This window comes from Acinetobacter sp. ASP199 (genome assembly GCF_022700675.1).
GTDB lineage: Bacteria > Pseudomonadota > Gammaproteobacteria > Pseudomonadales > Moraxellaceae > Acinetobacter.
Genome location: NZ_CP062182.1, coordinates 2,576,089 through 2,588,229, shown reverse-complemented (window position 1 = coordinate 2,588,229; position 12,141 = coordinate 2,576,089). Strand labels below are relative to the sequence as shown.

The 12,141-nt window shown below is 43.8% G+C and carries 9 protein-coding genes, 2 tRNA genes and 2 rRNA genes; 8 read left to right on the top strand and 5 right to left on the bottom strand.

The window, feature by feature from the left end:
• Positions 1-13: 13 nt before the first annotated feature.
• The 4 genes from IHE35_RS12320 to rrf all read left to right on the top strand — a co-directional run bounded on the left by IHE35_RS12320 (position 14) and on the right by rrf (position 3,899).
• A tRNA-Ile gene (locus IHE35_RS12320) sits at positions 14-90 on the top strand.
• A gap of 41 nt (positions 91-131) precedes the next feature.
• Positions 132-207: transfer RNA gene (locus IHE35_RS12315), tRNA-Ala, on the top strand.
• 418 nt (positions 208-625) lie between these two features.
• A 23S ribosomal RNA gene (locus IHE35_RS12310) occupies positions 626-3,519 on the top strand.
• A 265-nt stretch (positions 3,520-3,784) separates the two neighbouring features.
• Positions 3,785-3,899 (top strand): 5S ribosomal RNA (rrf, locus tag IHE35_RS12305).
• Positions 3,900-4,034: 135 nt separating this feature from the next.
• Here the strand turns inward: rrf and IHE35_RS12300 are convergent.
• Together IHE35_RS12300 and IHE35_RS12295 are read right to left on the bottom strand one after the other, a co-directional pair.
• On the bottom strand, positions 4,035-5,411 hold the full coding sequence (locus IHE35_RS12300) for a dihydrolipoyl dehydrogenase (protein WP_242787864.1): 1,377 nt from the start codon (positions 5,409-5,411) through the stop codon (positions 4,035-4,037).
• 663 nt (positions 5,412-6,074) lie between these two features.
• Complete coding sequence (locus IHE35_RS12295; protein ID WP_071321295.1) at positions 6,075-6,410, bottom strand: TIGR01244 family sulfur transferase; 336 nt, start codon at positions 6,408-6,410, stop codon at positions 6,075-6,077.
• A gap of 124 nt (positions 6,411-6,534) precedes the next feature.
• Between IHE35_RS12295 and IHE35_RS12290 the strand changes: the two genes are divergently transcribed.
• Genes IHE35_RS12290 through IHE35_RS12280 form a run of 3 tightly spaced genes read left to right on the top strand, consistent with a single transcriptional unit; the run spans position 6,535 to position 8,309 of the window.
• Positions 6,535-7,431 (top strand): alpha/beta fold hydrolase, encoded by an 897-nt coding sequence (locus IHE35_RS12290; RefSeq protein WP_242787863.1) that lies wholly within the window; start codon positions 6,535-6,537, stop codon positions 7,429-7,431.
• On the top strand, positions 7,432-7,863 hold the full coding sequence (trxC, locus tag IHE35_RS12285; RefSeq protein ID WP_242787862.1) for a thioredoxin TrxC: 432 nt from the start codon (positions 7,432-7,434) through the stop codon (positions 7,861-7,863). It begins immediately after the preceding gene.
• Positions 7,864-7,883: 20 nt separating this feature from the next.
• Complete coding sequence (locus IHE35_RS12280; protein WP_242787861.1) at positions 7,884-8,309, top strand: acyl-CoA thioesterase; 426 nt, start codon at positions 7,884-7,886, stop codon at positions 8,307-8,309.
• A gap of 209 nt (positions 8,310-8,518) precedes the next feature.
• On the opposite strand, the gene IHE35_RS12275 is transcribed toward IHE35_RS12280, so the two are convergent.
• The gene (locus tag IHE35_RS12275) at positions 8,519-9,031 is read right to left on the bottom strand and encodes a DUF4442 domain-containing protein (RefSeq protein WP_242787859.1); all 513 of its coding nucleotides are present in this window, start codon (positions 9,029-9,031) and stop codon (positions 8,519-8,521) included.
• Positions 9,032-9,058: 27 nt separating this feature from the next.
• Positions 9,059-9,547 (bottom strand): YajQ family cyclic di-GMP-binding protein, encoded by a 489-nt coding sequence (locus tag IHE35_RS12270; protein ID WP_242787857.1) that lies wholly within the window; start codon positions 9,545-9,547, stop codon positions 9,059-9,061.
• A 91-nt stretch (positions 9,548-9,638) separates the two neighbouring features.
• Between IHE35_RS12270 and IHE35_RS12265 the strand changes: the two genes are divergently transcribed.
• Entirely contained in the window at positions 9,639-9,953 is a 315-nt protein-coding gene (locus IHE35_RS12265) for a rhodanese-like domain-containing protein (RefSeq protein WP_242787855.1), read from the top strand.
• Between the two features lie 234 nt (positions 9,954-10,187).
• Here the strand turns inward: IHE35_RS12265 and mnmC are convergent, their stop codons facing one another.
• Positions 10,188-12,125, bottom strand: a complete 1,938-nt coding sequence (gene mnmC / locus IHE35_RS12260) for an FAD-dependent 5-carboxymethylaminomethyl-2-thiouridine(34) oxidoreductase MnmC (RefSeq protein ID WP_242787853.1) — start codon at positions 12,123-12,125, stop codon at positions 10,188-10,190.
• Positions 12,126-12,141 lie beyond the last annotated feature (16 nt).

The following is a 12,141-nucleotide window of genomic DNA, read 5'->3' as shown; positions in this document are numbered from 1 at the left end:
ACGATGTATCTGAGGGTCTGTAGCTCAGTTGGTTAGAGCACACGCTTGATAAGCGTGGGGTCACAAGTTCAAGTCTTGTCAGACCCACCATGACATACTCATACGATACATTGAATCCTAAATGATAAGCTGGGGACTTAGCTTAGTTGGTAGAGCGCCTGCTTTGCACGCAGGAGGTCAGGAGTTCGACTCTCCTAGTCTCCACCATCACATCATTGACTACTAGTTGGTCAAGCAGATGTAAGATGAGCTAAGAAATAAGCGATCAATTGATGAGATCCTAGAGATTAACAAGTACAAGCGTTATGATACGCGCACTTGATAATCTCTGTGATCTATCACAGTTGACTGCACTCCGACGAGGATGCAGTGAATCATTAACAGAATATATTTGAGTTGAAATAATTTGTTCAAACTCGTTTTAAACAACCTAACAAGCAATTGTGAAAGTTGAATGAAATGAGTTCTAGCGATTAAACTGAATCAAGCGTTTTGGTATATGAATCTAATTGAAGCTGTACAGTGCTTAAATGCACAAGACGCCAACTGTATGAGAGTGATGAGAAATCATCATGATCTGTTGCTAACCTAACTTGTAAGGGTTAACGACTGTTTGGGGTTGTATAGTCAAGTAATTAAGTGCATGTGGTGGATGCCTTGGCAGTCAGAGGCGATGAAAGACGTGATAGCCTGCGAAAAGCTCCGGGGAGGCGGCAAATATCCTGTGATCCGGAGATGTCTGAATGGGGAAACCCACCTGGTATAAGCCAGGTATCATTAACTGAATACATAGGTTAATGAGGCGAACGGAGGGAAGTGAAACATCTCAGTACCTCTAGGAAAAGAAATCAATTGAGATTCCCTCAGTAGCGGCGAGCGAACGGGGAACAGCCCATTAAGTCATATCAGTTTTAGTGGAATGCTCTGGGAAGTGCAACCATAGTGGGTGATAGTCCTGTACACGAAAGGGCTGATATGATGATGTCGAGTAGGGCGAGGCACGTGAAACCTTGTCTGAATATGGGGGGACCATCCTCCAAGGCTAAATACTCCTGACTGACCGATAGTGAACCAGTACCGTGAGGGAAAGGCGAAAAGAACCCCTGTGAGGGGAGTGAAATAGATCCTGAAACCGCATGCATACAAGCAGTGGGAGCCGACTTGTTCGGTGACTGCGTACCTTTTGTATAATGGGTCAGCGACTTATATTCAGTAGCAAGGTTAACCGTATAGGGGAGCCGTAGGGAAACCGAGTCTTAATAGGGCGTTTAGTTGCTGGGTATAGACCCGAAACCGGGTGATCTATCCATGAGCAGGTTGAAGGTTAGGTAACACTGACTGGAGGACCGAACCCACTGTCGTTGAAAAGCCAGGGGATGACTTGTGGATAGGGGTGAAAGGCTAATCAAACTCGGTGATAGCTGGTTCTCCCCGAAAGCTATTTAGGTAGCGCCTCGGACGAATACCATTGGGGGTAGAGCACTGTTTCGGCTAGGGGGTCATCCCGACTTACCAAACCGATGCAAACTCCGAATACCAATGAGTACTATCCGGGAGACAGACTGCGGGTGCTAACGTCCGTAGTCAAGAGGAAAACAATCCAGACCGCCAGCTAAGGCCCCTAAATTATAGTTAAGTGGGAAACGATGTGGGAAGGCATAGACAGCTAGGAGGTTGGCTTAGAAGCAGCCACCCTTTAAAGAAAGCGTAATAGCTCACTAGTCGAGTCGGCCTGCGCGGAAGATGTAACGGGGCTAAAACTATATGCCGAAGCTGCGGATTTGCAATTTATTGCAAGTGGTAGGGGAGCGTTCTGTAAGCCGATGAAGGTGGATTGAGAAGTCTGCTGGAGGTATCAGAAGTGCGAATGCTGACGTGAGTAACGACAAAGCGGGTGAAAAACCCGCTCGCTGAAAGACCAAGGGTTCCAGTCCAACGTTAATCGGGGCTGGGTGAGTCGACCCCTAAGGCGAGGCCGAGAGGCGTAGTCGATGGGAAATTGGTTAATATTCCAATACTTCTGTTTAATGCGATGAGAGGACGGAGAAGGTTAAGTCAGCCTGGCGTTGGTTGTCCAGGTGGAAGGTTGTAGGCATGTATCTTAGGCAAATCCGGGGTACTCTATGCTGAGAACTGATAGCAAGCTGTACTTGTACAGTGAAGTGGCTGATACCATACTTCCAGGAAAAGTCTCTAAGCTTCAGTTAAACAGGAATCGTACCCGAAACCGACACAGGTGGTCAGGTCGAGTAGACCAAAGCGCTTGAGAGAACTCTGCTGAAGGAACTAGGCAAAATGGTACCGTAACTTCGGGAGAAGGTACGCTGTTGATGGTGATAGGACTTGCTCCTTGAGCTGTCGACAGCCTCAGAAACCAGGCCCCTGCAACTGTTTATTAAAAACATAGCACTCTGCAAACACGAAAGTGGACGTATAGGGTGTGATGCCTGCCCGGTGCTGGAAGGTTAATTGATGTGGTTAGCGCAAGCGAAGCTATTGATCGAAGCCCCAGTAAACGGCGGCCGTAACTATAACGGTCCTAAGGTAGCGAAATTCCTTGTCGGGTAAGTTCCGACCTGCACGAATGGCATAATGATGGGGGCGCTGTCTCCAGCAGAGGCTCAGTGAAATCGAAATCGCCGTGAAGATGCGGTGTACCCGCGGCTAGACGGAAAGACCCCGTGAACCTTTACTGCAGCTTGACATTGAACTTTGATCTTACTTGTGTAGGATAGGTGGGAGGCTTTGAAGTGGCGACGCTAGTTGCCATGGAGCCGTCCTTGAAATACCACCCTGGTAATATTGAGGTTCTAACTCTGCTCCATTATCTGGAGCGAGGACCATGTCTGGTGGGTAGTTTGACTGGGGCGGTCTCCTCCTAAAGAGTAACGGAGGAGTACGAAGGTGCGCTCAGCGTGGTCGGAAATCACGCGTAGAGTATAAAGGCAAAAGCGCGCTTAACTGCGAGACCCACAAGTCGAGCAGGTACGAAAGTAGGTCTTAGTGATCCGGTGGTTCTGTATGGAAGGGCCATCGCTCAACGGATAAAAGGTACTCTGGGGATAACAGGCTGATACCGCCCAAGAGTTCATATCGACGGCGGTGTTTGGCACCTCGATGTCGGCTCATCTCATCCTGGGGCTGAAGCAGGTCCCAAGGGTATGGCTGTTCGCCATTTAAAGAGGTACGCGAGCTGGGTTTAGAACGTCGTGAGACAGTTCGGTCCCTATCTACCGTGGGCGCTGGAAATTTGAGAGGATCTGCTCCTAGTACGAGAGGACCAGAGTGGACGAACCTCTGGTGTACCGGTTGTGACGCCAGTCGCATCGCCGGGTAGCTATGTTCGGAAGGGATAACCGCTGAAAGCATCTAAGCGGGAAGCCTACCTCAAGATAAGATTTCCCTGTGACTTTATGTCACCTAAAGAGCCGTTGAAGACTACGACGTTGATAGGTTGGATGTGGAAGTGTAGTGATACATGAAGCTGACCAATACTAATTGCTCGTGAGGCTTGACTATACAACACCCAAACAGTTGTTGTACGAACTGCGTAAGCAGTGAGCAGAGATTGATTCATTAAAGACCAAACAGTCAACACTGACTGATCTTGATTCAGAATACGCTAGATGAACGAAGATTAAGCAAACGCAACAGCGTTTGCCTGAGTGCAAGACATAAAGCTCTGCTTTATGTTACAATTCAACTCAGATATACCTGTTAATGTACTCTATTTGGTAGAAAGCAAGGCAACCATAAGACCTGGCGAGTATCCATAAACAGTTGTGCTGGCGACAATAGCAAGAGTGAACCACCTGATCCCTTCCCGAACTCAGAAGTGAAACCTCTTAGCGCTGATGGTAGTGTGGGGTTACCCATGTGAGAGTAAGTCATCGCCAGCTCATTATTCCAAAACACCCCCTGACAACAGGGGGTGTTTTTTTATGTACTAAAAATATTCTAGAACTCATCTTATTCATCAACTGCTGCTAAGCTAACTGGCTTTTATTTTGAGCACCTGATAGAACTCAGATAGTTTAATTTTTTAATTGTCTACGTGCATGTTTAAATGCAGTACGTAATCCTTCTTCTAACGTTGGATGATAGAAGGGTTTTTCTAGAATTTGATTAATTGTCAGTTGTTCACCAATCAACCATGCGAGTAGATGTGCTAAATGTTCTGCCTGAGCACAAAATAGTTCTGCACCCAATAGTTTATGTGTAGCCTTGTCTATATATATTTCAGCACCACCCATATTTGTAGCTTCTACACGTGCTCGGCCTTGTCTTTCATAAGAAACAAAACCCGTAACAAAATCAGTTCCTACTTTCTGTAGCTGCTGATAATTTTTTCCAATAATGGCCATTTCAGGCTGACTAAACACAATCGCTAATGGGATAAGTTTTGGAATCGCTTGTACATCTGGATAATTCAGGCAATTTTTGACGATTTTTTTACCTGCATATGCAGCTTCATGCTGAATTGGAGCATCAGGAGCTGCATCACCAATAATAAAAATTGGATAGTTCGCTAACTGTTTTGTAGAAAGATCAATTGGAAGATTTTTGATGTCTGTATATGAAGGATCGATTTTTTCCAGTTCGAGTTGATCAAGGTTGCTGCTTCTTCCGGTTGCCGCTAATACGTAATCAACTTCTAAGATTTCTGCTTGGTCATTTTGCTTAAATTTTATCTGGACTTGTTCGCCTTGCCGGATCATCTCATCAGGAACAGTTTTAAATTTAATCTCAAGTTCTGAGCTGAGTTGCTGTTGAGCAAGTTCCTGAAGCACTGGACTTGTAAGAGAACCGACTTTTTGACTCCGGGCAAATACAGTGGTCTTGACTCCTAAGCGTTGCATGGCTTGAGCAAGCTCAATTGCAATCACACCGCTACCAATCACTGCTAATGACTGAGGCAGGGTAGGAAGCTCAAATACTTCATTGGAGCTAAGCAGCCGCTCTCCAAGCATGTCTTTTTGTTTTTTATCTACATTTGGTCGTGAGCCTACAGCCAAAATAAAACTTTTAGCTTGATAATATTGTCCATCTACTTCTACGGTTTGGGCATCTACAAATTTGGCATGACCTGAAATTTTATGTTTTGGATTCCATTGATTGACTTCTTTAAGGGTGGCTTGAGTAAAGAAATCACGTAATTTACGAACACGTGACATGACATTGTTCGGAGTAACTTCACTATCAATATTTAAAGCTAAATCATGTGCATGCTGAATCAGGTGCATACGATTGGCTGAAGCAATTAAAACTTTACTTGGCATACATCCAACGCGTGCACAGGTCGTATCCCAAGGGCCAGCGTTAATAATAAGAATGTTATCAGTATATTTGATTGCTTCTTTATAGGCAGTGATGCCTGCCGTGCCTGAACCGATGATGATAATGTCGTACATATTAAAATTATTCGCCTAAGTATTTATTCAAATATACAAAAAATTAGCTTCTTTACGGAGGAGTATTATCAAATTTTTACAGGATGCTTTGACGAAGTTGTACTTACTTAAAAAATGGCGCAAAGAGCGCCATGGCTGTTTATGGATAAAATTAAAGGGTAGTTCCCATACTCACCCCCACTGTAGGTCGAACATTCATCGAATTACAGCCAATAAAACTCAAGCTTAAGCAAATGATCAGTAAAACTTTATTCATGAATTAATCCTTGTTCGTTTGCCTTGTAATACAAGGTGGTAAAGCATGTACCACTGCGGCAAATCATTAAAATGAGTTCAGATAAGTCATTATAGTATTTAGAAAATTTTTCAATGTTCTGTTATGTAATTTTTCTATTAATAAGTAGTTGATAAATCACACTGACATGATGTCACTCGGTAATAATGCGAAGCTAAATAACCGTTAATTCATTACCAGCTTTCTGATCTGGGCGATTAAAGATGATTGATTCAATACCTTGTGTCATTAATTCTTGGCACTTGGGGGACTATTTATATGTCCATCTATGCTGAATTTATTTATTAACTATCTGTTTTAATTAATATAAAACCGAATGTAGCAATGCTTAGTCCTGCCCAAGCATTGCATATTCCCGAAGGAATTAATTAATCATCCAACAGATCCATCTGTTTTGCGATTTGGTACAGATTATTAGAACGATTACCTGTACGGCAGAACATCAATAACGGTTTTGGCAGTTCATTATAGTGATTGGCAAAAGTACGGACATCGAGTTCAGTAATCTGACCTGCAACTACAGGTTGATGCACATAATCCAGACCTGCTGCACGCGCAGCTTCTTCAATTTGTGCACTGGTCGGCTGATCCGGGCCACCTTCCATATCTGGGCGGTTATTGATAATCGATTTAAAACCTTTTTCAACCACCTGTTCGATATGTTCTGGACCAATTTGACCTGCAAAGCCTACATTTTCACTCATGATGCCACTCCATCATTTAATTTATAAAGATATGCTTTATGATAGCATTAAGCTCGAAAATGAGCAGAAAGATCTGAAATTTTTATAAACGAATACAACCATAAAATAACGCAACGGAGCGCGTATGCATGCATATACAGTTGAGCCACTGTATGTCAAAAGCGGTCAAGATGTCATTGCTGCCGATTTTTACCGTCCCAAGAATATACAAAAACCAGCGGTCATTTTAATGGCGCATGGCTTGGCTGCCTTACGTCATTTTGAATTGGTCAAATATGCCCAATGTTTTGCTGCAGCAGGTTATGCAGTCATTTTATTTGATTATCGTTACTGGGGAGGGAGTACCGGACGACCGCGTGAACTGGTTTCGATTAAAGCCCAGCTTGAAGACTGGCGAACCATGATTGCCCATGTTAAAGCGCGTAAGTCTCTGGATACAAAGCGTATTGTGCTTTGGGGAACAAGTTTGAGTGGGGGGTATGTACTGACACTTGCCGCAGAATCCAAAGATGTGCAAGCCATTATGGTACAGGTGCCTTTTGTTGATGGTGCTGAAAGTGCCAAGCTATATCCCTTACAGCAGTTACCTAAAGCGCTGAAGATTTCCAGTCAAGATTATATGGGTTCCAAAGTCGGGATGGCGCCACGTACTTTACCCGTTGTTGCTCAGAATGAACTTTGTTTCTTGCCGACACCGGATAGCTATGAAGGTTATCTTTCAATCGTTCATCCAGATCATTATTGGAGTGGAGAAATACCAGCCCGGTTATTCTTTAAACTGATCCGCTATCGACCGATTCAGGACGTCCGCAAGATTACGATACCGGTTCTGTTTATCGCCGCAAAACAGGATAGCCTGATTCCGATTGAGTCTAGCCGTGAAACGGTAACCAATATCGCACCATTTGCCCAATATCATGAGTGGAATATACGACATTTTGATATATATCATGGAGAATGGTTTGAAAAAGCAATTTCGACCCAATTAGAATTCTTACATCAATATATTGGAGTTCGTTAGATGATCATTGTATGTCCGTCATGTCAGGCCAAAAACCGTGTGCCTGAAGATAAACTCACCGCGAGTCCTGCATGTGGCCAGTGTCATCAGGGCTTGATTCCACTTGCGCCGATTGAACTGAATGAACAGAATTTTAGTCAGTTCGTGACAGGCAGTGATTTACCGATTCTGATTGATCTCTGGGCGGACTGGTGTGGTCCGTGCAAGATGATGGCACCGCATTTTGCAACGGTAGCACAGCAGTATCCAAATGTGGTATTTGGCAAAATTGATACTGAAGCGAACCCAAGACTCAGTGCAGCATTTAATGTTCGTAGTATTCCGACACTGGTTTTAATGAATAAAACTGATGAAATTGCTAGAATAAGTGGCGCACTCAGAGCACCGCAGCTACAACAGTGGCTGGATCAGCATCTGAATGCCAAATCTTAATACCCAAGCCTGGAGTTAACGTGTCAGATTCTCATGTACAACCAGAGGGAATTCTTTCCCTACAGACGATTGCAATGCCAGCAGATACCAACTGGAGCGGTGACGTATTCGGTGGATGGATTGTTTCACAAATGGACTTGGCCGGTGCAATTCATGCAGAACGTTTTTCTAATGGACGTTGTGCGACAATTTCCATTAATCAGATGACTTTCCTGGTACCAGTAAAAGTCGGTGATGTGATCAGCTGTTATACCAAGATTCTGAAGGTGGGTAATACTTCGATTCAAATGCAGATTGAAGTGTGGGACAGTCACGATGATTCCCGTCCGCCTGTACGTGTCACTGAAGGGGTATTTACCTTCGTTGCAGTGGATGTCAAAGGCAATAAGCGTCTGATTCCAGATGAAGCAAAACAGAAGTTTCTTGACTCCCAGCAAGTGAATTGATGAGCGCAAAAAAAACCAGACCATATGTCTGGTTTTTTTTATTTCTGAAAGATTAAAACATAAAATCCTGATTTTAAAACGTACCTTGGTTTTAAGGTTAAAAATCAAATGGTGTTTAAGCCAAGAAGAGAAGAGCAGTCATGATCTCTAGAGATAATAAGAATACTTTGACACTATCCCGGATTGAGTTAGCACAGATTATTAAAATATTAAGCAGTAACTTTATTTTTAAGTTGTGATTTAGCAATCCAGGCCCAGAGCATTTCACACTGAATCGGTGCTTCGCCGGATTCATCTGTTACAACCACCTGCACCAATGTTTCGCCTTTATCCGTACTTTGCATCAATTGCTGCTGTTCAGCCGTTAGTGTGGCTACAGCACGCATTGCGCCTTGGGTGGGGCGCTTATAATCAATTTGAATACTTTTAATGAGAACGACTGTAGAATCAGGCACGTTCATTGCGGTGACAAATCCCGTGGCTGTTTCTGCAAGTAGTGCCATGGCACAGGCATGAATCTGACCAATATGGTTTTGCATCGCCTTATGATTGGCCATACTGACAATCACCTGATCATGGCTCAGCTGTTCATAGCGAATTCGGGCAGAACCGACCATTGGCACCACACGTCCAAAGGTTTTACTCAGCAGTGCAGTACGAATGCCTTGTGGAAGTCGTGAACTTGCTCTTACCAGTTTGGAGAGTCGGTTGCTTTTGGTCATGGTTCTATTATCCGAAAATAGACTGTCTTAGTCTTTAAAGTTGTTGAACTGTAAAGGCACACCAAATTGCTGTTCTTTCAGGAACGCCATAATTTGTTGCAAAGTATCGCGCTTTTTATCGGTCACACGAATCTTGTCGCCTTGAATAGAAGACTGCGCTTTAATGCCACTTTCTTTAATGGCTTTGTTAATTTTTTTTGCAGTATCTGAGTCAAGACCATCTTTCAGTTTGATCACCTGGATATAGTTTTTACCTGAAGGTGCGCCTTTTTGCGGATCAAGAGCCTGAATGTCTATTTTACGTTTAAAGAAGTGATTCTCTAACATGCTATAAACTTGTTCACACTGGAAATCACTTTCAGTCTTGATTTTGATTTCTTTATTTTTTTCGTTTAACTCGATTGAAACGTCCTGACCACGGAAGTCAAAACGGGTCGCAATTTCTTTTTGCGTGTTTTGAACCGCATGGTTTACTTCAAAAATTTCTAATTCAGAAACAATATCGAAAGAAGGCATGTTTTAGACCTTTACAAATGGAAAGAATATCTGAGATGCTAGGGATGTTTTCTTCATTTGCCAAGTGTTGTTTACATCAAAGGAGTGCACAATGATCCGTAAACAAGAAATTACAACATTTGAGTTCCCAGAAGGTGCTGTTATCTGGGATGTACGAGATTCAAATGCCTATGCTGAAGCGCATATCAAAGGTGCAGTGAACCAGCCGATTGCAAGTCTATCAGCAGACAGCCTTACTCAGGTGTCCACGGATCAACCGATTTATATTTTGTGTGGCGGCGGAAGCAAAGCACCACGTGCAGCTGAGCTATTAGAGGGAATAGACAACTCACGTGAATATGTAATCTTAATGGGTGGAACACGAGCTGCACGTGATGCAGGTCTACCACTTGAAGAGGGTGTGTAAACATCCTTTAAAAAAAAAAGCGCCGTAAGGCGCTTTTTTTATTGGGTGAGACGTTTATTTCCTTTTCTTTTAGGAGAGAGACAGGGGGAGGTAAAATATTTTTACAATGAAATAAAACCCTCAACCTAGCCCTCACTTGTGCTGCGTTTAAAGCAGTGCTTTAAAATTTGCTTAGGAGAGGGAATTCTTTTCTTAAGGGTGAGGAACTCTGTTCCGTAAAGGAGGAATTCTACTTTACTTGTAATCCCCCTTAGTCTCCCTTTGATAAAGGGGAAATTTTTTAAAATAAGGCTTCTTGGCTTGGACTTTCTTTTCAAAGCGTCTGACGTCCAGTTTCTTCACCAGATTCGTGGATGCAGGGCAAGCTTCTCCTAGAATTTGTGCAGCCAGGATTTCACTGCACAATGGCGCAAACAGGAAGCCTTTGGAACCTAAGCCAGCCAGACTATGGATTTCCTGATCTGATTTGAGTTTTCCAAGCAAGGGGAAATAATCTTTGCTCTGGGCACGAACCGAAGTACGACCTTGCCATTCACGGACATCAGCCAAATTCTGTGCATACTCTGGAAATACTGTATGAATTAGTTCACGGTTATGGATATGATCTTCTTCCAGTACATCTACATCGTCACGATTCAGGCAGAATGAAGCACCGAGCAGTAAATGCTGTTCATCAAACTGGATGCAGTAACCGCCGTAGCTATAGGCAATGTTTGGATCGAGTGGCTGATCGCTATTTTTGAGCCAGCTGACCTGTCCACGAATGGGCTTAAGCTCAGGATACTCTTCAAGCAGCTGAGGCGTATTTAATGCGGTACAGACGATGACATGATCAAACTGTCCGAGTGAGCTATCACCATCAAATAATTCTGGACGTGGTTTGGGCTTAATTTGGCTAATTTGGGCCTGAATATAATGAATATTGGAATGTTGCAGGATTTCATCACGCAACTGATGAGGCGATACGCCCCCTGCTTGCAGTAAAGCCAGTGCAGGATACTGAGTCACTAAAGACTGCTGATTTCGCTCAAGAACTTTCAGAATACCGTCAGGATATTCATTAGCCAGAGCCAACAGGTTTTCCGGATTTTTTAATGCCAGTTGATGAACCTGAATCGGGCGGAAGGCTTTGAACTGTGCATAATAATTCAAGGCATGTTGCCAAGCCTGGGTCATCAGGTGTTCAGCATTTTGTGCAATCGGTGACAGCTTTGGATTGAGGAGCGCTAATGGATTACCAGAACCACCCGAAAGTGGGGCTGTTTGATCAAATAAGCTGACGTGATGACCGCGTATAGCAAAAGCCCAAGCGGTGCTTAAACCGGCTATACCAGCACCAATGACAGCAATCTGGCGTGCCTGATATTCTAACTCTTTATTGAGCGAAGTTTTTTTTTGAGTAGGATCTTCAGGAATTGCTGTTGCTGGCTCTGCAGATGCAGGTGGATTCCAGATTGCTTTCAGCATTTCACGTTTATGACCAAAGCCACGAGGACGTGAAATGGAAATGCCATGATTTCTTAGACCGCGCTTCAATACGCCTGCCACGCTAAAAGAGGCAAAGGTGGTGCCGTAATCCGAGAGTCGCACGATATTATTCAGCACATTTTCTTCCCACATATCCGGATTACAGGAAGGTGCAAAACCATCCAGGAACCAGGCATTGACTGGTGCAGTTTTTTCTATGATCGGAAAGACATCATGTGCATCACCCAGCCATAAATCGAGTGAGAATCGCGCCTCAGGAAAACTAAGCCGATGGCAACCGGTAATTGGCATTGGATATTGGGAAATCAGCTGATCTGCAAGTGGTTTCAGTTCCGGCCAGGCATTTAAAGCACGAATCAGATCATCTTTCGAGAGCGGAAATTTTTCCACTGAAATGGCATGCAGGTGGCTCTGGTTATCTGGACGAACCTGTTGCCACAATTGCCATAAGGCCAGAATATTGAGTCCGGTACCAAAGCCTGTTTCACCTACGCAAAAATATTCAAAAGGTTTGAGATCCGCGAGTCGGGTACCGAGATCATTACCATTTAAAAACACATGGCGCGTTTCAAGCAGACCATTGTCCTTGGAAAAATAAACATCACCAAACTGTTTGGAAACTGGCACATCAATGCCATCCACCAGCTGCCAATCGAGATCGGCAGTTTGAATTGCGTGAGACAAAACGGATACAACCTTC

Bases quoted from the DNA above. Each gene is read 5' to 3' on its own strand.
- IHE35_RS12300 (WP_242787864.1), bottom strand. From the start codon at position 5,411: ATGTACGACATTATCATCATCGGTTCAGGCACGGCAGGCATCACTGCC.
- IHE35_RS12295 (WP_071321295.1), bottom strand. From the start codon at position 6,410: ATGAGTGAAAATGTAGGCTTTGCAGGTCAAATTGGTCCAGAACATATC.
- IHE35_RS12290 (WP_242787863.1), top strand. From the start codon at position 6,535: ATGCATGCATATACAGTTGAGCCACTGTATGTCAAAAGCGGTCAAGAT.
- trxC (WP_242787862.1), top strand. From the start codon at position 7,432: ATGATCATTGTATGTCCGTCATGTCAGGCCAAAAACCGTGTGCCTGAA.
- IHE35_RS12275 (WP_242787859.1), bottom strand. From the start codon at position 9,031: ATGACCAAAAGCAACCGACTCTCCAAACTGGTAAGAGCAAGTTCACGA.
- IHE35_RS12270 (WP_242787857.1), bottom strand. From the start codon at position 9,547: ATGCCTTCTTTCGATATTGTTTCTGAATTAGAAATTTTTGAAGTAAAC.
- IHE35_RS12265 (WP_242787855.1), top strand. From the start codon at position 9,639: ATGATCCGTAAACAAGAAATTACAACATTTGAGTTCCCAGAAGGTGCT.